This is a genomic window from Vibrio harveyi NBRC 15634 = ATCC 14126 = KCTC 12724, assembly GCF_001591145.1.
In the GTDB taxonomy this organism is placed as follows: domain Bacteria; phylum Pseudomonadota; class Gammaproteobacteria; order Enterobacterales; family Vibrionaceae; genus Vibrio; species Vibrio harveyi.
The window spans coordinates 65,718-86,538 of the sequence record NZ_BCUF01000019.1 but is presented as its reverse complement, the minus strand read 5'-3'; the positions used below and the strand labels follow the sequence as shown (position 1 = coordinate 86,538).

Below are 20,821 nucleotides of genomic sequence, written 5' to 3'. Positions count from 1 at the left end.
TACCTTTATTAGATCATGTACGACAGAAGGAATGTGCCTGCTAATGCTACAAAAGAGGCAATGAATGTCACTGTCGTGTAGTACTTGAAGATTTCTGTCATCGTGGCTCCGCAATATTGCTTCACCAACCAAAAGAGCGAATCGGTCACTATCGTACAACCAATTGCGCCAGAGCCTATAGCCAGAGTAATGATTTCTGGGCTTACGTTCGGATAAAGTGGGAGTAATGGAGCCACAATTGCCGTCGCGCCCATCATGGCAACGGTGGCAGAGCCCACTGCCGCATGCAGAATAATCGCGACAAGCCATGCAAGAAGGATCGGATGCATATCGAGATTAGAAAGTAACTGTGCCAATACATCCGCCAAACCACTGCCCTTTAATACGCCGTTGAATGCACCACCAGCGCCAATAATCAGCAAGATGTTGGCAATCGAAGAAAATGCACCTTCCGTTTTCTCAAGCAGTACACTCATGCCCATGTTCTGCTTAATACCTAACATGTAATAAGCAACAAAAGCGGCGATAAACATTGCTGTAATTGGGTTGCCGATAAACTCCAAAGTGGTGTAGAGCACAGAGCCTTGTTCCATATTGAGTTCTGCCGCCGTTTTTAACAGCATCAGCGCAATAGGTAACATCACGGTGAATAGCGTCGCCCCCAAAGATGGTAATTGTGCTTCATCTTTCACTTCTAGTGAGGTGAACTCTTCAGGTACGGTTTTGAAAGGTAGACGAGCACCCATCATCTTCAAGAACAGCGGACCGCCAACTAAAGACGCAACCAAACCTATGAGTAAGCCATAGAAAATCACAGAACCGATATCAGCACCAAGCTCATTGGTCACAAACAATGCGGCGGGGTGTGGAGGAACAATACAGTGCACTGCCATCAAGGCGGTACAAAGCGGAATGGCGAGATTTAAAAGTGAGGTATTGGTTTTTTTCGCAATCGAAAAAGCCAGTGGAATTAACAGCACTACGCCAACTTCCACGAATAGAGTAATTCCGCAAACAAGGCCGATTAACACCATAATGACTTCAGGTGATAGCCAGCGAATCTTTTGTAGGGTAAGCCCAATTCGCTCAGCCGCCCCAGACACTTCCATCATCTTGCCAAGTATGGTGCCTAAACCAATCACGACAGCAAGAAAACCAAGAGTGCCGCCAATGCCACTTTCGATAGCACTGACCATCTCTAAAGGTTGCATGCCCATCATCCCACCAACGTAAAAACTGGCGAGTAACAGCGCTAAAAAAGGATGGAGTTTAAACTTAACGATCGCAAAAACGATCATTAAGATACTCGTTATGAGGGTAGTAATGACCCAAAGGTTGGATTCCATGTTCAGACCTATGTTGTTGTTTTAATTGACTGCAATTAAACGAGGAATCCATAGCCCTGACAAACGATCAAAACTCACCTTTAGATGAAGTAAACTTAAACAAAAGCGTGATTTATACGACGTTTAGTGAATTTTTCGACCAATAGGTGAATCCAACTATAACAACGCCGTTATTATGTGTTCTATCAAGTTCGACTCAATAACGCACATGTACACCAGAGATAATATTTTCGCCAAGAACCAACGCATCAATAGTTTTCAACTTTCCAAGCTTCATACTTTTGAAGTGGCAGCACGACACTGTTCATTTTCTCTTGCAGCAGAAGAACTCTCCATGACGCCCAGCGCCATCTCTCACCGTATCAACAAGCTAGAAGAAGAACTTGGCATTGCCTTATTTACCCGCTCTCACCGAAAAATCACGCTCACTGAAGAAGGGGAACGTATTTATCTCGCCTTGAACAGAACGCTCAACGAGTTAAACCAAGAGGTCATGGAAGTCAGAAATGGCGAAGTCTCCGGAGAGCTGACGATTTACTCCCGCCCTTCTTTTGCACAATGTTGGCTTGTGCCTAGGTTGTACCTATTTAAGCAAAAGCACCCTTCCATCGAGCTGAATATTCTTACTGGCAATGAGAACGTCAATTTCCAAGGTTATGGCATCGATGCCGCGATCTATTTCGATGAGCAAATGCCAGAAAAGTTGTGGTCGAAAGAATTGATGAGCGAAGAGATAATCCCGGTCTGCACTCAAACATATGCAGAACAATTTAACCTATTTGAAAAGCCAGCGAATTTGGTAAACGCCACCCTACTTCACGACAACCAAGCATGGGATTACAACTCCCATCACGATGAATGGACACTGTGGGCAAAGCAAAATGGCATAACAGACATTGACGCTATTCCAAGCATTTCATTCGACCGATCCGATTTAGCCGTCAGTGCTGCTATGCACAATGCGGGGGTTGCTATCGGTCGATTATCGCTGGTGGAAAAACGACTTAAATCCGGCGAACTGATCACCCCTTTTAGAAACCAAACTCTGCAATGCAAACAGAAATATTATGTCGTTACGGCTAACGAAAAACATTCTCGAAAGCTTGAGCTTTTTATTAACTGGCTAATTGAGCAAATCAGTATAACGAGAATATAAGAGAAAACGATTCAGAAGATCTATTACTTCACGCGCCGATTTCGCGTCACAAATAAATGTTAAGGCTGACTGAAAAACCAGCGCCTTCATTAGAAAGCGCTGATGCTTGAGCTTTGTCTGTCTCTCCCTATAATGACCCAACAATCAATACCCCAAACAGAACAAACTTGGTGAGGTAGTTAATGTTCGGTGATTATCTAAAGCAATTGAGATATCAACTTGGATTAACGCAAAGGGAGCTTGCGACAAAATTAAACTTGGCAAATCCAGAGTTTTCATCTGTGGATTCAGTCACTATTAGTCGCTGGGAAAGGAATGCAACGGCTCCTAAGACCATCAAAGCAATTAAAGTGCTACGTGAGCTTAACTTAGATCTCAGACCTTTTTTGCTCTCTTTGCCTTCTCCGGAGAACGAAACGTTTTTGGACGATATCATTTATGAACGTTACTACTCACAAAAAGCACTATTACTTTCTTCTGGATATGAAGAATTAAAACCCCAAGAAGAAGCGCCTATTATCGAAGAGGCACTCTTTGCTCATGACATCGACACTCACCTCCCACGGTTACATAACTTCTTCCTAAATGCCGATGCTCACTACCCAGGAATGCTGGACCTTGATTTCTTAGCATTAGATGAAGAAAACAAATTGATAGCCAAGGTGTATAGAGATAGTGAGTCCAACAAGGTAAAAGGACATTCAATTTCCTTCTTATTTAAAACAAAGGACCTCGACGAACACTTTACCAATCCTAACCAAACACTGCCATTTGAGCTCGTGCGGTCTTATTCGGAGCAGTATCAATTCGCCATGTGTTGTTTGAGTCGTTATGCCATGAGTGAACAAGTCTTCATGAAACTGCACCCAACGTTTGTGGATTACATCGCGAGCAAATCCAATATTACTGAGATTTACTACTATGCCTTCGATAACAAATTCAGTGATTATCTAGTGGACCTTGGTGCCAAAAAAGTCGCGTATGACAGCCCAGCTCGGACCGGCTCTGTCAAAATCGGTCGAAAAGCATATCGAAAGTGTTTATTGAAATTGGATACTGCCGTGCTGTTAGCTCAGCCAGCGATGATCTACCTGCTCCACCAACATCAAACCAACATGGCTGCTCAAAGATAAATATAAAATGACTATGCAACGTTATTAACGGCTTTAGTTCGTATATTCCTACGTATAAGAGGCTGAAATTCACCTAAAGAACACCATTCCATTAATACCTATTATTTTCTTATGAAATATATTCTCTTTGATGAACATTTCTCATTTTTAAGATAATGGCAAAAAATATTAGCTCGAATTAAAATTCAATTATTTTTGTTTGAACATTGATAAATAAAACAATAAAATCATTATTATTCATATGGTTATATGAAAGCAAAATAATATCCTTCATTTTCAACTAGGCATCTCATGCCTATAGAATACGCACAATGCCTTCTCAATTAAACGACAAACATAATACGATTTGCATGATATTTATGAGCAGCACGACATAAATATTAATGCATTTCCAACTTCCTATATGTCTCATCAATTTTAAATGATTGTACCGTACCGGAATACCATTTCTCAAAATTGACACATTTGGCAGAGAAATGTCATGCACATAACTTAAACGAAAAATAACAATTAGCTATGGACATGTTTTAAACCTATGGGGGAAGTAAAGTGTTCGGGAGTTATCTAAAATCAATAAGAACCACATTAGGGTTAACTCAGGAGCAAGCATCAATAAGACTAAATCTATTAGGTGGTGATTTAGCAAATATAGACTGTGTTACTTTTAGCCGATGGGAAAGAGGAATCACTCAACCGAGTCTAAGCCGACGAGTCAGAGTGCTTCGTGCATTTGAAAACAACCTGCTGCCATACCTTTGTAATTTAGGGTTAGATACGCCTTTAAAAGACGAGGTTGAACAGTTTGAATTGTCTTTGAAACAAAGATACCAAGACGCAATGTCTATCATCTCAGGGATTGACTACAAAAATGCTTACCCTGTTGTGTATGAACATATTGAAGAGGAAGAACTGAGCCAAAATAATGAGCAAGAATTCATTAATAGTCTGAACAACTTTCATAATCAGCTTAAGTCTTTAAATATTAAACATAGTCTTGCGACTATTGATTTGGTTGAATATCAGAAAGACAATCGAGCAATTGCTTATAAATACCTTTCCAAAGGTGAGCTAGTCGGTCATAACATTGGTATGTTTTTTACTGTGCCCACATTGGAAAATGAGCTAGATAGAACTAAAAAGCAACGCTTACCTATCGACACGATTGACCTTAGATTAACCAAGCCATTGAGAGAGAAAGGAGTATATTCTTACTACGCCATCAGTCAGCACTCCAAAAATGAACGCGTATTTCGTAAACAGCTGCATACAGAGTTCACTTTCTTGGCTCAAAACGCGCATATTCATCATTATTACGCAAGCGTCACTTTAAAGAGCTCGGTCGATGTGATGTTTAAAATGGGCTTTAGTGTTGCGGCTTACGAAGGAGAAAGCCCGGTAGGTGCAATCAAAGTTGGCGCTAAACGCTATACTCGCGCAATCATGTATATTGAAACCAGTGAGCTGTTTATTCAGCCAGAATTTCTCTATTTATTGACGTGTTGTGGTGTTTGTACTCATCGCCAATGTGACAGTTGTACAGAACACCCTAATTGCATTTGTTAAACAAATACTGGCTTTTACGCTTTGCTGTCGATTGTTAGTTTAGATTCACTGTGCCTTCAATCGCTATCTTTGACTTCTGATAACGGTTCACAGCTCTATAGCGGCATTCAAATGATTGCCGCTATATCACTTAGCAATCGAGATGCTCATCAATTCTCAAATGCTATCCTGCTCAACATCTAAGTCGTTAAGATCTATACCCAAGTGCTTTAATTTATTAGCAGGTGAAACGCATGAAAAAGATTCGCTATCCATTTGATTTGCACGGGACACTCTCAATTCAATATCGGGATAAAGTTAATCCAATATTTCTAGACACTAATGAAGAAAACCAATCCATCATTGATATTGATGACTTTGCAGTAAGAGCATTCAGCTATGAAGCGGAAGATCGTCTATTAAAAATCTCACTACAAAAAGCGGTAAATTTATCTGAAATAGCTGACTGTGATTCAGTATTGACGGGCATCGAACTTAAACAAAATAATATCAAACTTGATATCGTCTATTGCCTATATAACGCAGGCATTGTCAGCTCTAGTATCTCCTATCCTCTCGATGATGATTCGCCGATTGAATCCATTGCTATCGCGAAACCCCTGACTCTACACCTTAACTAACCTAACGTTTAAAACCGGACACGAAAAAGCCCTTAATTCGGCAAGAACAAGGGCTTTTCTGTCTGCGATTACTCATTATTACTTCTGATAGAAGGCGCGTTTTTTCTCATACATAGCTTCATCCGCGATCGAAAACAGATTTTCAATCGACACAGATTCACTTGAAGCCCCTCCAACAGAAAACTGAACTGGGTAGCGGTTATGCTCAGATAGCTCAACCCACTTATTCTGTTGAGATACCTCAAGACGTGTAATCAACTCGTTTAGAGCGTCAATGCTCAAGTCTTTTGCAATGACGGCAAATTCATCACCACCAATTCTGTACAACAAGGATTTTCCGTTGAGAACCGACTTGATGAGTTGCGTTGACTTAGCAATCAAAACATCACCACGGTCGTGCCCATAATTGTCATTGAGGTTTTTTAAGCCGTTTATATCAATCACAATAATAGCCATAGATTGCCAATGTCCTTGAATGACGGATTGGCAAGCAAACTCATAGTCTTCGTCAAACGCCTTACGATTAAAGCACTTTGAGAGTTTGTCTCGACGTGCGAAATCTTCTAACTCCAGCCACGAGTATAACTGCTTCTTAAATAGCTCTAATAAAATGCGATCTTCTCCTGTCATGACATAATTACCATAACAGAAGTAACCAATTTCAGCTCCCGTAGAAGATCGCATGGTTTTCGCATTTTCGCTGCACGGTTTTTCAAAACTAAAGCGCATGTCTGAGTCAGGAAACAAGCGGGAGAGCCCCGAATTAATCACTTCCGGAATCGCATGGAACCCTACCCCTGCATGGCTAGTGGTAAAGTTAATCAGCGTCATGAGTTTTGCTTGGTGCGCTTCTTCGCGTGTTAAGTTTGCCCGCAACTCCGCCGTTTGCTCTTCAACTCGATGCTCTAGCTTTTGGTTGAAGTTCGCAAGTTGCGCGTTAGTATCTTGAACTTGTTGGTTGGCGTTGCGCAGCGCTTTGTTTCGTACTTCCAACTCATCCATCTGACTGGTCAATTGCGCCCAAAGCGAATCCAATAGGCTCATCAACTGTCTAAACTCTTTAAATTGAAAACGCTTAGGCGATAAATCTGGTCGTTTATTCGTTTTAAATCGACGCACGACCACTTCCATCTGACGAATAGGTTCTGTAAGCCATCGGCTTGCCACAATCGCAATGCATAGAGTCACAACCAAGGTCGCAATGATGATATTTAATAGCTGTTGCTTCGATTGTGTCAGTTCTTGGTTTCGTGCTGCGTCTGACACAGTGTGAATCATAGTCACTTCTAATGGCTTCACAAAACTGTTGTTCTGGACGGTAATTTTACTCAAATGATGCGTGGTATCCCCCTTGGTATTACTCACCGCACCATAGTGGAAGTTAACGCTTTCTTGAGCATATAAGAATGGTTGCGAAATTCGGATTAAATCCTGATATGACACTAAAACAACCAAATAACCTTGCGGCTCATACTCTGAACCTGGCAGCAGCGTGTACGGCAGTAACGGGCTGACAAAGGCGATACCACTTTGCCCCCCATTTAATACCAGCCCCTCATCAAAGTAAGTACTGTGATACATCTTACCTTGCTTATAAATGTCTTCAGCGGCTCGAATTTTGGTCAGCAGCTTACTGTTTTCTAGGTGATATACTGAGCCATTGCTTTCGTACATTGGTTGCCAGTTTTTATCGATAATGTAAGTCGTACTGACATTGACCGCCAACTCTTCAAATGTCTCTATCATTTGCCAGATAATGGATGAATACAGGACGTTATCCATGCCTTGAACGAGTAAGCGATCCTTGGAATACCAGCGAGTTAAGTTCGCCACAAAGGTCAGGTCTTCACCTATCGTTTCTTGGATACCTTGATTGGTATTTTCCAGTTTAAGTTCTTTTTGCACCAACAAATCGGTTTGGTGCTTATCGATCATACTGGTGCCCACCCAATAAGCAGGCAGTAACGACCCTACCACCACAATCAAAGTTAAGATGCTACGCAAACTTATCATAAGGATGCTTTCCTACTCTTGTGAATGTGATTTGAATGTTTATTGATGAAGTCCACCACAAATTGAGCGGCGCCGTGTGCAGGCATGCCTGCTTTGTAGCGCTTATATCCGCGAATCAACGCTTCCCAAGTCACCGCCATTTCTACGGTACTTGGCATGGCATAAGCGGGGGTCAGCTCTTTGTACAAATCGCTATAGTAGGTGTTCTCTTCGTCATACCATTTGCGGTTGATTGAGCGATTGGTAGAGATCAAGTTCTGGTTGATGATGACGTCTTCAATAAACTCCGGCTTTTGTACGATCATCGCCAGAGTACGCATTGCTTTTTTCTTCGCCGGATTGCGCATTGCTTCAGCATTAAATGCCAACACCTTACCGCCACTCAGTGAGTGCATGTGGTGATTATTGTACGTCGGTAAACTGCTGATTCTGAGTTCTGTTGAGAAGTGTTGCTTCAGCTCACCTAGCGCCCAATCACCATCAATGAGATATGGCGCTTTCCCTTCAATGAACAACGCTCGCGCTTGATCTTGGTTGTAATCATCAATCACCACACCTTCTTTAGGTAAACGACCATAAAACTTAAGAGCCGCCGCCAGTGCACCAACATCAATATCGGTGATAGGTTGCGTTCTATGATCGGAAAACATAGGCACAAACGACATCAAGAAGTACATGTTCGGATACTGCATTGCGAGCGTGCTTTTGCCCTGTTTGGCATCTTCAATAAGCTTTTCCCAAGTTGGCTGTACTTCGTTGGTCAGCTTCGTATTCACATACAAAACCAAGTGATTACCTAAACCAAGCGGGACCCCATAAATGGCGTCGTCCACGGTGACAAGTTCCAGAGCTTTTGGCTCTATGCTTTTCTCTTCTAACCAGCTTGGCGGAATTTGGGCGAGATCAAAGTAGTCATGTAGTCCCAAGAAATCAGAAGGAACCCAAATAACATCAGGCACGGTAATACCAGTTTGCTTGGCGAGTAGTAGTTCTGAACGGATATTGTTTACATCGAACTCTCTGATCGCGAGTGTGTTGCCTGTTTCGGCTTCGAAGCGCTCGTTAATTTCTGCGACGGTAGAATATTCAATGCCACTCCAAACTTGGATCTCTTGAGCGGAGACCAAGGAGGAAAACAGAAATAACAACAGGCTCAGGTTTCTCACTAGAATTCTCGAAAATTGATGGTATTACAAAAGTAGCGAACGACTGGTGCTTATTCAAAAGCGCCGACAGGAAATGTGCGGGTGCTTCCATTGGTGGTTCACCCTACCATAGAAAGCAAAAAGCGCCGCAATTGCGACGCTTTCAAAGATTATATCACAGTTAGTGATTAAGCGTACTCTTGCTCGAACTCACGCATAAAGTCCACGAGAGCTTGCACACCTTCAAGCGGCATCGCGTTGTAAATTGATGCACGCATACCACCAACGGCACGGTGACCTTTTAGTGCCTTCAGTCCTTTTGCATCTGCCAACTCTAGGAATGTGCCATCAAGTTCTGGTTTTGCTAGTTGGAACGGTACGTTCATCAGAGAACGGTTCGCAGAGTGCACTCCGTTACGGTAGAAATCAGACTGATCGATGTAATCGTATAGCAGTGCTGCTTTTTCACGGTTTACTTGCTCGATCGCTTTTACGCCACCCTGCTCTTTTAACCACTTAAACACTAGACCTGATAAGTACCAAGCGAATGTAGGAGGCGTGTTGAACATCGACTCTTTTTCTGCCAACACTTTGTAGTCAAGAATACTCGGTAGCACTTCTTTCGCCAAACCAAGAAGATCGTCACGAACAATCGCAATTGCAATGCCTGATGGACCAATATTCTTTTGTGCACCAGCGTAAATGACACCGTATTGAGAAACATCAATTTCACGAGAAAGAATGGTCGAAGACATATCTGCAACAATTGGTTTATCCGTTACTGGCAGATCGTTGATTTCAATACCATCAATGGTCTCGTTCGGGCAAAAATGGACGTAAGCCGCATCTGGCGAAATTTTCCATTCTGTTGCAGGTAGAACTGCCGCTTTACCGTCAATCACCGTTTTTGCGTTGAACACGTCAGGTTCACAGTACTTTTTCGCTTCTGCTACTGCGCTTTCTGCCCAGTAACCACCATCAATGTAAGTCGCAGTTTCCGCGCTACCTAATAGGTTTAGTGGAACAGCGGCAAATTGAGCACGAGCACCACCTTGGCAAAACAATACTTTATAGTTGTCTGGGATATTTAAAAGATCACGAAGGTCTTGCTCTGCTTCTTCTGCAACCTTAATGAACTCTTTGCTTCGGTGACTGATTTCCATCACTGAAGTCCCAAGACCTTGCCAGTTGATTAGCTCCTTTTGTGCTTGCTGCATGACTGCTTTTGGCAGACCTGCAGGTCCTGCACTGAAGTTAAATACGTTGTCCGTATTTTGTTCCATGATGCTCATTGCTCCTGCTAAGTAAAGATTACGAAATTAATATCACGTTTTTGCAGGGATAAAAACAAGAAAAGAGGTCTTACGACCTCTTTTTAAACTGGAAAAGCTAAAAACTTACTTTGTAAACTTCTCTATTGCATCAATGCAGGCATAAGCAGTGCGATTAAAGGAAATTCTTGTCCATTTTCGAACTTCAATTTCCCATCAGAAATTTGTGCTTTTAGTTCATAGCCCTTGTCTTTTTTCTCAATAAGTTCCATCACCATCAACTCGTCAACGCCTTCTTGAATGAATGGGTACAGATCCACCAACTCATCAGAGAAGTAAGTATTCAGCGAGCCTTTTGTCGCTGTCATTAGCTTCATCGGGTCTTGCGTGATGTGGTCGGTACCTTCCGGCACGGATAATTGCCATTCATTACGGAATTTGCCGTCTCCAAATGCAAGAGATAGCTCGTTGACTGATAGGTTAAAGCCTTTGCTAAACAAAGTATCAATATGCGGCAACAGCTTTTGAATCTCTTGCTCATCTAGCATTGGTGAACTTTGGTAAATCGACATAATTTGATCGAACGACTGGCTGTCAATATCACCGATAGCGAAATCAAGCTTGAAGTTATCAACGTCTGTACCATCCGTTAAACGCATTTGCTTAGCGTCTAATACCAACTGGGTGTTCAGTTTGTCGCCAGATTCATTCAGGGATGTATTGCCACTGTAGCTTGCGTTCTCGATTAGGAACATCGGGGCAAGTTGCGCATCAACAATATCCAGTTTTTGTAGAGAGAAAGATTGCTCCCCTAGCCAGTATCCTTTTGCTTGCTTACCTTTGCCTTCACCTTTCAGCTCTGTTAGATGAATCTCTTCACCATTTTCAAAGTCGATTTGTACCGAAGGAATCGACACTTGGTAGTTTAAATCACCCAGCACAGTCACATTACCTTTAACTTGCGCAGGACTAGATGAAAGGTGCATACCTTGAGCGTCGTTTTGGTAATTCCAACTTGCTAGGTTAAGCGTGAAATCCGTGTTTCCGTTGAGCTGAGTTTTACTGTGCATCGTCAACGGTAGGAAGTCCGCGTCAACGAGTTTAGAATCTGCACTTAAGCTCGTTAAACCATGTGTTACGTCGCTGGTCACATCAAAAGCTGTCGGAAGACCATCACGCTCAAGCTGCGCTTTGATTTCTGGGTCGACAACGGTGTAACGCGTCAGAACGACCGAAGACAGGTAACCGCGGTCATATTCCACAATTTCACCTTTGACCATTTCATCGTTCATATTGGCGATGCCATCTTCAATGATAGTTTGACCAATTTGACCAACTGCTAACGGCCAACACAGCGCAAGAGAAATAGCGCCACCAATGGCACCGATTTTTTTAAGATTTTCCATAACGTCACTTATTGAGTATTTGTGCTCAGTCTAACCCAAACCCAAAGCGGATAAAACATTGAGATATATCAGACTATTGATGGTTATTTTAGTTCATTAATCGAGAACAATACTCAGCTCTCAACCATTTCTATATTTAATTGATATGTTGTTGGTGCCAAGTTTTAACCGGAGCTCAAACCACTGTGAACCGTTACGCCGTATTGTGCCTCGACAACAATCCAATCAGTGCCGAACAGTTTCGATTGGAGTTGTCTGCCTTTTCGAGCAAGTTTGATATTCTCTCTGTGGAATCGATAGAAGAAGCACAGAGCGCTCTCGAATATCTCGAAGAAAGAGAACAAAAGGTTGCGCTGGTTATTGCGAGCCATCATGCACATTTTAATGGCGTTGACTTCCTCATCGGTCTCGACCGCAAGCCACACACTGAGCAAGCTCGCAAAATCCTCATTAGCTGCTCGTCCGATATTGAGGCCATTTTAACCGCCGTCAATGAAGGACGCCTCGATCACTGCTTAACCAAGCCTCTTCCGGATAAAGTCCTGTTCAATACGGCGCAAAAAGAGCTGACCCAGTTCATTCTCCGTCATGATAGAGAAGACTTGCTCAACTACAGCCAAATCCTCGACCAGCATAAATTGCTGCGCGCTCACATCGAAAATCAGATGAGCAACTATCAAGCAGGGTTCTTGAACGACTACCACGCCCTCTCTGATGGGGAACTCGCAGAACAAGTCATCACGGCGTTGCAACACTTCTTTGAACAAAATGACGATACCAAGGCTTGCCGTACCTACTCTCCTGAACACCTACTTACGATTGAAGGCGAGCCAAACAGTTTCTTGTGGTTTATTACCAGTGGTGAGGTAGCGCTCTACAAACGTGATGAACTTGGCATGCAACGTGAAGTGGTGCGCCATTCAAAAGGGAACATTGTCGGCGGCATGTCATTTGTCACCGGAGAGAGTTCGTTTTCAACTGCACTCACCCTAACAAAAACGGAAGTCATCAAGCTTGACAGAAATGTCTTCCGTAAGGTGATGCAAGGTGATTCTAACTTACTACCTCTGTTTACCAACTTGTTGCTACGTCACTTCAACCGACGATTGCAACGCAGCATCAACACTAAGTTGCAACTGCAAAAAACATTGGAATCATTGGAGTCCGCCCACCAGCAACTCATCGAACGCGAAAAAATGGCGATGCTGGGTCAACTTGTTGCGGGTGTCGCACACGAATTAAACAACCCCATTGCAGCTATCTTACGAGGGGTAGAAAACCTAACTCTGACGCTTGAAAACCTACTCACTCAGCTACCTAGTTACGAGGTTCAAGAAAAAGGCATTGGTTTACTGACAAGAGCTCAAAGCGCCAAACCGGCTTCGACCGCAGAACTCAGAGAGCGAGTAAAACAATTGAGTTCCAGCCTTCCCGACAGAACATTAGCAAAGAAAGTCGTTAATCTAGGGCTTGAGGGCGACCAAACTTTGGTTGCACAACTTAACCGTCAAAACGACGACTCATTGGATTCACTTGGCACGTTAGAACAATATCATCAAGTCGGCGCATCACTTCGCTCAATCAATGTTTGCGCAGCTCGCATCGCTGATATGGTAAAAAGCTTAAAAGGCTACGCACGCTCAGACGACGAAGGTTTACACTTTGCCAACTTACATGAAGGCATAGAAGATACGTTGGTGATCTTTGAGAACAAACTCAAGATGCATAAGGTCACAACAAACTACGCAGAACTTCCTAATACACTCTGCCAACCCATTGCTTTACAGCAAGTTTGGACGAATCTGATTTCCAACGCCATTGATGCCTTTCCTGATAAAGGCGAACTCACAATTCAATCTCGTTTGGTAGAAAAAAACCAACAAAAGTATGCCGTAATTTCGTTTACAGACAACGGATGTGGCATCCCCGAATCGCAACAAAAAGCCATTTTTGAACTCAACTTTACAACCAAGAAAGAAGGTAATTTCGGTTTAGGTATCGGACTGTCTATCTGCCAACAGATTATGGCAAGCCATAAAGGCTGGATAGAGGTGGAATCTGAGCTCAACCATTTCACTTGCATGACCGTCTGGTTACCTATCACTCAAGAAGGAGATGAAGTATGACTAAATATCTGATTTTATGTGTGGATGATGAAAGAGAAGTCTTAGATAGTGTCCTTCAGGATTTGATGCCATTCGAAGAAAATTTCGTTGTTGAGGGTGCGGAATCTGTCACGGAAGCAAAACAGGTGATTGAAGAAATGGCGGAAGACGGTATTCAGCTTGCCTTGATTCTGTGTGACCACATCATGCCGGAGCAAACTGGCATCAGCTTTTTAATCGAACTCAGTCAAAATGGTGACACTAAATCATCTCGCAAGCTGCTCTTAACGGGTCAAGCTGGCTTAGAAGACACCGTTGAAGCAATCAATCATGCGAGCCTCGATTACTACATCGCCAAGCCTTGGAAAGGTGAAGAGCTCAGAGACGCTATTGTTTCGCAACTGACTGCTTTTATGATAGAAAATGATGATAACTTATTATCGTGGACATCCATCCTAGACGCAGAGGCCATCCTCAACGCGATGGCACAACGACGTGCAAGCTTTGGTGAATGAGTACTGGGATAGAAAAACAAGTCATATTCGTCATCAACATGGCGCGTTTTTTGCTGATAAAACGGCACAATGAGTCATTTGACAAAACATCGACACATTTTTGTTGGTCGTAGACCTTCGTTTTTATTATGATGTCGAACAAATCAGATTACGGTTCAAGTGGTTACTTGGATCCATGGAACTATAAGACAAGGTTTATCGTTAGTTATGCGTAAAACACTATTAGCCGCTGCCCTTTTGTTGGCATCAAGCCAAGCTCTAGCTGCGAACGACTACAACGCTCCAGCAACAATGAGCAACTTTAGCTACGACTACATGGAAGCTCGCATTGGTGCTAGCCCAGTAACGTTCGGTGCTGGTTTCAGCAAATCAATCCACCCAAATGCACACGTAATCGCGCGCATCGACTCTGAGTTTGATGGTGATTTCGATTCAGCAGCGGGTTTTGGTTTCCACTCACCACTAAACAACTGGGCTGACCTAACGGGTGCAATGCTAATGCGCGTTGTACAACCGTCAAACTCAAGCAGCACTGACGTTGGTATGGAACTTAACTTAGGCGTGCGCCAATGGCTTGGTCCTCAACTAGAAGTTGGTGGTAAAGCGGGTTACGTTTCTATCGACAACGATGACGATTGGATCGGTTCTGTTTACGCTCGTTTCCACTCTACAGAGCTATTCTCTCTGGGTGCTGAAGCGCGTATCAACGACTTCTACGGTGATCAAGTAATGTTCACTACTCGCTTTAAGTTCTAAACGCCTACTGAGCGTACTTTCTTAAAGTATGAACTAAAAAACCGAGGCATTTACCTCGGTTTTTTTGTATCTACAAACTGTCTTGTTGCAATGACTAACTCAAATGAAGTGGCCAAAAGCATCAACTTCCTTTTGTCGCTTTCAACACTCACCTTTTATGACTCGCTAACTTCATCCTAAACGAGTCAATCATCGTGAAACTAAAGCGATTTATTCACACATTGCCAGCAGTTGTTTCTTGCGTGGTTCTTGGAGCAGCTTCCAGTGAATACCATCAGTGGCGCCAGCAAACTTCCATAGAAGCTTCACATCAACATCACTACCGTATGTCACTCTTACTTTATTAAATACTTCTACTGGTCCTAGTTCCAAAAACGTTTCTACGTCATCAATACCTGCTTTTTTGACCATACGCTCTAGCGTCAACTGCATATTTGGTAGGTCACGCAGACGTCTACTGGCTGAAGACTTTTGGTATTTACGTTCCTTAATAGAACATTCAATCGATTTTTGTAACAACGCGTCTAGACCCGCAAAACCTGAGTCAAATAGATCGGTTACATCATAGTAGTTAACGGTTGCCGTCGTTTGTTTTTTGACGTGCTTATATTTTTCACAGTTTAGTTGAGTAAATTCTTCATCTAACCCGTTACCACCACGTAAATAACAACAGTCGTTACTTACTAGTGCGAACATTGCGTCGTTGCTGAATAAACCAATCCCGCCAAACATTGAACGTTTTTGGTACTCACTAAAATTGCTTACATAGTTAAAAAAAGCTTGGTCTGTCATGTCCATTGACCTCTGTAATTGGAATAAATTACCCCGATTAGCGATGTCACCAGATGAACAGCAGCTTATAGCGAATCATAAATTGTCGATATGTTGGCGATATTTTTGTGAATTGCGCTCACCAACTGTCTTAATCATACTTAACGTTGAAAAATAAGTTAGGATCTATGTCACAGTTGCCGAACTACAAATTCCACATACGTGATTAGTTTCACATTTACTCATCCTTAAGCGATGTTTTTTTGACACAGCAACTGCCAAAAATCAAACATCATGGTGATAAATGCGGCAATTGCGAACGTGAAATAGGTATTTAATTGATAAGCAACATAGTGTGGAGGTACACTGTACGAAAGCTCTCTAGCACAACGTCATAATGGAACATCTATCATTTTTTTGGCTACCAAATAATAAAGATAAGCTTATAAAAGCACTCGAATCTGAGTTCGCTCACCTAGTAGAACAATCAATTTCTACCGGGAAAATCTCCCTTCCTCCTATCCCTGATGTCGTACTTAAAATCCAGCAACTCTGCACAGAAGAAAACACCACGATTTCCGACGTCGCAAATGCGTTACTAGAAGATCCTAGTCTTGCTGCGGTTGTGGTTCGCGTCGCGAATTCCGTGATTTTTAATCGCCGTAATATTACCTGTAATGACCTGACAACAGCGGTATCTCGCTTAGGCATTTTACGAGTGAGGGATATCGTCACAGCTCAAGCAATTGAACAGTTAAAGCATTCGGTCAACCTTTCTAAAGACTGCAATAGTATATTGGTGAAAAGTGCCGCGGTTTCTCGTGAGCTAGGCGCAACCATGGTATTGGTTGTCCAAGAGTTCCGTAAGCATGAACCAGCGACATACGGTCACCTAGAGCAAGAAAAAGCGCTATTAGTAGGTTTGTTGGCGGATATTGGTCTGTTCTGTCTCATCAACGAATACCACTTATATCTTGATCGTGGTAATTACTTAGATGCAGATATTGCACTACAAATATTCCAAACGCGCTGTTCTGCGACAAGCAAATTAGTATTGGAGAAGTGGGGTTTTGACAATGATTTCCGTGAGGTTTCATCGAATGAAAAATATGAAGCATCGCGCCCAGAAGTCAGCTACCTGGATATTGCTCGTATCGCAAACCACTTATTAATGTTCCGTAACCAAGATGAACGCATCGAAGATCATGAAGTGGAATTCAATTTAACGGGTGCAGAAATCTTGTACGAGTTGAGCAATATGAGTGATACTGACTTCCATTGTGAAATTAAAGAAGTTCTAAGCGCAAGCGGTCTTTAATCTCTCAATACTTCATTTTAAGCCACGCTAAGCATCAGATAGTATTCTGAGCTGTTTATGCGTGGCTACGTATTTTGCTTACCTCATAAAGGAATCATTGAGTTTTATGTTCTCAGGGATGCTATTTATCTTTGCCCCATTGGTGGTGGGCTACTTAATTCCAATTTCTCAGGCGTCGGTACTTGAAAAAATCAACAAGTCGACCTCATACCTGATTTACGTCATTCTCTCCTTGATGGGTTTAAGCCTTGCTGCACTCGACAACCTCGGCAGCAACTTGCAAACCATCTTGCTTTACGCTGGTACTTTCTTCGTCTGTTTGGGCGCTTGTAACCTACTTGCCTTGCCGCTAGTCGATAAACTGCTTCCTTTGCAAACCGACCAAAACCAGAAAAAACTCCCACTGTCTTCTATGGCATTAGAATCAATCAAGCTTGTTGTCGTCGTTGGTGGTGGTTTGATTGCCGGTTTGATCTTGCCAATTGGTCTTTCTTGGGTGGATACAGCGAGCGAATGGATTTTATTTCTTCTACTGTTCTTTATTGGCATTCAATTGCGTAATAGCGGCTTAACCCTTAAGCAGATTCTGTTGAACAAACAAGGCATGGCGATTGCGACAGTCATTATTGCAACTTGTATGCTCGGTGGTGCAATTGCCTCAGTGATCTTGGATTTACCACTCTACCAAGCGCTGGCAATGTCTTCTGGCTTTGGTTGGTATTCGTTAGCTGGCATCTTGATGGGTGATGCATTTGGTCCCATTTTTGGCGGCGCTTCCTTCTTGATTGAATTGATGCGTGAGTTGGTCTCATTAGTTGCTATTCCATTGTTTATTCGCACCTACCCTTCAACAGCCATTGGTTACGCAGGAGCAACAGCAATGGACTTTACCCTGCCAGTCATCCAGACAACTGGGGGTGTTCGATGTGTGCCTGTCGCGATCGTAAGTGGTTTTATTTTGAGCTTATTGGTGCCTGTCATGATGCTTTTCTTTGTGTCTCTTGCTAGCTAGATCTCAGGAATATTCATTAACATCCATTACAATACGGCAAAAATTCAAATACCCACGTAACCTCAAAATGCTCAATTCAAAGAGAATTTTCTGGATTACCGCTTAGTTATCGAGCCCTTTGATTTTTAAACTCTTGGATCGGTAATCAGTGACAGGCAAGGCATAGTGCCTATTGGGGTTACAAAGGGAATTCAACCAAAAAGGAATAACAATGAAACGCTTTGTCGTTGCAGCGCTCCTCGCTACAAGCTCAACTTTTACCTTTGCTGCTGACCAGCAATGTCTTGCAAACAAATACGACGGTTATATAGACGCCTCTTTACAGTGGTATCAAGACCTTGTAGACCTAACCGTTACTCAATACCCAGATTTGAAAGAAGTAAGTCAATGGTTCTTAGAAGGCCGACAACACCACTTTGAATTAAACCGTGAAGCGGTACATTACTTCCTGAAAAATGATCCTAGCCGTGTTGCTACAGAGCAACCTGTTGAAGCGTGGCTCAAGCTAGAACAACACGATGTGAAGCAGCTTGCAACACGCAGTGATGAGCTCGGTCAAGCTGCACAAAAAACGTTTAGTGATCGTCAATCGGCGAACCATCCAAAGAACTATGACCTACGTTCTGCATTTGCTGACTTATTGAGCCACCCAAAACAGATCGATTCTGCGCTTAATAAGTACAATCAATCAATTGCTAAGATTGAAAAGCAGAAGTGTGAATAAACCTCGCCCTAGAATTTCATTTCAGCAACATGGGTTTCAATAATTAAAACGGGACTTTGCGCCCGTTTTGGTTTAGATTGTGCCGCTCGCATTACCAAAATAACTACAAAGATTCTTTGCTATGGTTAAGGAACAAAAAACCGCTGACGTTAGCTTCGAGAGCTTGTTAAAGATCTTCACAATTCCTGAAGGTCCAGATTCTACGTTGACCAAAATCGACGAGAGTCTCTCCCAGAACTTGAACAAATTTCTTCGTGAACACATCGTGGCAGAAGAAAAGCCTTTACGTGAAATTGAGAAAGACTTTTCTTCTGCTCAGATTCCTGAGCAACCAGAGTTCGTGTCAGACCATACCGAGCACCTACTAGATACCTTGGTATCTCACTCGGTTCATACCTCTGCGCCAAGCTTTATTGGTCACATGACTTCTGCCCTGCCGTATTTCTTAATGCCGCTGTCGAAGATCATGATCGCCTTGAACCAAAACTTGGTAAAGATTGAAACTTCGAAAGCATTCACACCACTTGAACGCCAAGTACTTGGTATGCTGCATCGCCTTATTTATGGTCAGGACGACAAGTTCTACCGTAAGTGGATGCACAGCGCGAAGCACTCTCTCGGTGCATTTTGTTCTGGCGGTACCATCGCGAACATTACTGCGCTTTGGGTTGCTCGCAATAAAGCACTAAGAGCAGATGGCGCATTCAAAGGTGTAGAAAAAGAAGGTCTGTTCAAAGCCATGAAACATTATGGCTATGAAGGGCTGGCAATTCTGGTTTCTGAGCGTGGGCATTACTCACTGAAGAAAGCTGCCGACGTACTTGGGCTTGGTCAAGAAGGATTAGTTGCCGTCAAAACAGACGCAAACAACCGCATTATCGTTGATGACTTGAAAGCAAAAATTGCGGAACTTGAGTCGCAAAATATCAAGCCTATTGCGGTGGTTGGTGTTGCTGGTACGACAGAAACCGGTAGCGTTGACCCGCTTCCTCAAATCGCTGAAGTGTGTGCTGAACACGATTGTCACTTCCATGTGGATGCAGCATGGGGTGGTGCGACACTGATGTCGAACAATCATCGTCACCTACTTGGTGGGGTCGAACTTGCAGATTCTGTGACGATTGACGCGCATAAACAACTCTACATCCCTATGGGTGCAGGTATGGTTCTGTTTAAAGACCCAGATGCGATGAAGTCAATCGAGCACCACGCACAATACATTTTGCGTAAGGGCTCGAAAGACCTAGGTAGCCACACCCTTGAAGGCTCTCGCTCCGGTATGGCGATGTTGGTTTACGCGGCAATGCATATCATTAGCCGACCTGGTTATGAACTGCTGATTGACCAGAGTATCGCCAAAGCGCGCTACTTCGCTGATCTTATTAACGAGCAAGAGGACTTTGAGTTAGTGTCTGAGCCTGAGCTTTGTCTGCTGACTTACCGTTATTTGCCAACCAATATGCGCACAGCATTAGAGAAAGCACAAGGTACGCAGAAAGAGAAACTGAACGAGTTACTCAACCAACTGACTCAGTTTATCCAAAAGCGCCAGCGTGAAACAGGTAAGTCCTTTGTGTCACGCACTCGACTGAACCCAGACCAATGGCAACGCATGAACACCATTGTATTCCGTGTTGTGTTAGCGAACCCATTGACGACCAATGACATTCTAAGTGCGGTATTGGACGAGCAGCGCGAAATTGCTCAACAAGCCCCAAGCTTAATGGCAAAAATTGAAGAAACTGTCGACAACATCCTCAATTCTTAAGCGCCAATGTGAGTTACATCAAATTGAAAATTTCTTTCTTTTTGATGTAACTCAATCATCATTATTGTGCCACTAGAGCAACAAACCATCGATCCCACATCCAATTCTGTAGTTTTTACAACATTTTGTTTGAGGCTTGTCAAATTCTCACGAAATAGTAACCGTATTTGGTTTAGCCAGATTGAGGATCGGGTTTATA

The 20,821-nt window shown here is 42.9% G+C and carries 17 protein-coding genes; 11 read left to right on the top strand and 6 right to left on the bottom strand.

Annotated elements, in window-relative coordinates:
- Positions 1-8: 8 nt before the first annotated feature.
- Positions 9-1,346, bottom strand: a complete 1,338-nt coding sequence (gene dsdX / locus VHA02S_RS11895) for a D-serine transporter DsdX (RefSeq protein WP_038898861.1) — start codon at positions 1,344-1,346, stop codon at positions 9-11.
- A 208-nt stretch (positions 1,347-1,554) separates the two neighbouring features.
- Here dsdX and dsdC point away from each other — a divergent pair, with 208 nt between their 5' ends.
- From dsdC to VHA02S_RS11875, 4 genes are all read left to right on the top strand, one after another.
- Positions 1,555-2,502, top strand: coding sequence for a DNA-binding transcriptional regulator DsdC (gene dsdC / locus VHA02S_RS11890; RefSeq protein WP_038898864.1), 948 nt, complete (start codon positions 1,555-1,557; stop codon positions 2,500-2,502).
- Between the two features lie 182 nt (positions 2,503-2,684).
- Positions 2,685-3,635, top strand: a complete 951-nt coding sequence (locus tag VHA02S_RS11885) for a helix-turn-helix domain-containing protein (protein WP_038898860.1) — start codon at positions 2,685-2,687, stop codon at positions 3,633-3,635.
- Between the two features lie 549 nt (positions 3,636-4,184).
- Positions 4,185-5,198 carry a helix-turn-helix domain-containing protein gene (locus VHA02S_RS11880; protein WP_038898859.1) on the top strand — a complete coding sequence of 338 codons (1,014 nt, stop codon included), beginning with the start codon at positions 4,185-4,187 and terminating at the stop codon, positions 5,196-5,198.
- Between the two features lie 233 nt (positions 5,199-5,431).
- Positions 5,432-5,818: a hypothetical protein gene (locus VHA02S_RS11875; RefSeq protein WP_005444511.1), complete on the top strand. Its 387-nt coding sequence runs from the start codon at positions 5,432-5,434 to the stop codon at positions 5,816-5,818.
- A gap of 78 nt (positions 5,819-5,896) precedes the next feature.
- Here the strand turns inward: VHA02S_RS11875 and VHA02S_RS11870 are convergent, their stop codons facing one another.
- The 4 genes from VHA02S_RS11870 to VHA02S_RS11855 form a co-directional block, all read right to left on the bottom strand.
- The gene (locus VHA02S_RS11870) at positions 5,897-7,831 is read right to left on the bottom strand and encodes a diguanylate cyclase domain-containing protein (protein ID WP_038898858.1); all 1,935 of its coding nucleotides are present in this window, start codon (positions 7,829-7,831) and stop codon (positions 5,897-5,899) included.
- Positions 7,828-8,997: a sugar ABC transporter substrate-binding protein gene (locus VHA02S_RS11865; protein WP_038898857.1), complete on the bottom strand. Its 1,170-nt coding sequence runs from the start codon at positions 8,995-8,997 to the stop codon at positions 7,828-7,830. The genes VHA02S_RS11870 and VHA02S_RS11865 overlap by 4 nt, the downstream gene beginning before the upstream one ends.
- Before the next feature lie 167 nt (positions 8,998-9,164).
- Complete coding sequence (gene serC / locus VHA02S_RS11860; RefSeq protein ID WP_009698119.1) at positions 9,165-10,259, bottom strand: 3-phosphoserine/phosphohydroxythreonine transaminase; 1,095 nt, start codon at positions 10,257-10,259, stop codon at positions 9,165-9,167.
- A 131-nt stretch (positions 10,260-10,390) separates the two neighbouring features.
- The gene (locus VHA02S_RS11855) at positions 10,391-11,653 is read right to left on the bottom strand and encodes a DUF945 family protein (protein ID WP_009698120.1); all 1,263 of its coding nucleotides are present in this window, start codon (positions 11,651-11,653) and stop codon (positions 10,391-10,393) included.
- 185 nt (positions 11,654-11,838) lie between these two features.
- Between VHA02S_RS11855 and VHA02S_RS11850 the strand changes: the two genes are divergently transcribed.
- The 3 genes from VHA02S_RS11850 (at position 11,839) to VHA02S_RS11840 (ending at position 15,029) form a co-directional block, all read left to right on the top strand.
- The gene (locus tag VHA02S_RS11850; RefSeq protein ID WP_038898856.1) at positions 11,839-13,779 is read left to right on the top strand and encodes an ATP-binding protein; all 1,941 of its coding nucleotides are present in this window, start codon (positions 11,839-11,841) and stop codon (positions 13,777-13,779) included.
- On the top strand, positions 13,776-14,273 hold the full coding sequence (locus tag VHA02S_RS11845; protein ID WP_009698122.1) for a response regulator: 498 nt from the start codon (positions 13,776-13,778) through the stop codon (positions 14,271-14,273). The genes VHA02S_RS11850 and VHA02S_RS11845 overlap by 4 nt, the downstream gene beginning before the upstream one ends.
- Positions 14,274-14,480: 207 nt before the next feature.
- Complete coding sequence (locus VHA02S_RS11840; RefSeq protein ID WP_005442235.1) at positions 14,481-15,029, top strand: hypothetical protein; 549 nt, start codon at positions 14,481-14,483, stop codon at positions 15,027-15,029.
- Between the two features lie 210 nt (positions 15,030-15,239).
- Here the strand turns inward: VHA02S_RS11840 and VHA02S_RS11835 are convergent, their stop codons facing one another.
- Entirely contained in the window at positions 15,240-15,827 is a 588-nt protein-coding gene (locus VHA02S_RS11835; RefSeq protein WP_005444533.1) for a TfoX/Sxy family DNA transformation protein, read from the bottom strand.
- A gap of 370 nt (positions 15,828-16,197) precedes the next feature.
- Between VHA02S_RS11835 and VHA02S_RS11830 the strand changes: the two genes are divergently transcribed.
- From VHA02S_RS11830 to panP, 4 genes are all read left to right on the top strand, one after another.
- The gene (locus VHA02S_RS11830) at positions 16,198-17,118 is read left to right on the top strand and encodes an HDOD domain-containing protein (protein ID WP_005444535.1); all 921 of its coding nucleotides are present in this window, start codon (positions 16,198-16,200) and stop codon (positions 17,116-17,118) included.
- A 106-nt stretch (positions 17,119-17,224) separates the two neighbouring features.
- Entirely contained in the window at positions 17,225-18,130 is a 906-nt protein-coding gene (locus VHA02S_RS11825) for a LysO family transporter (RefSeq protein WP_038898855.1), read from the top strand.
- 211 nt (positions 18,131-18,341) lie between these two features.
- A complete protein-coding gene (locus tag VHA02S_RS11820) occupies positions 18,342-18,854 on the top strand; it encodes a hypothetical protein (RefSeq protein ID WP_005444538.1) in 513 nt (170 codons plus the stop codon).
- A 121-nt stretch (positions 18,855-18,975) separates the two neighbouring features.
- Entirely contained in the window at positions 18,976-20,622 is a 1,647-nt protein-coding gene (gene panP / locus VHA02S_RS11815; RefSeq protein ID WP_005444540.1) for a pyridoxal-dependent aspartate 1-decarboxylase PanP, read from the top strand.
- Positions 20,623-20,821 lie beyond the last annotated feature (199 nt).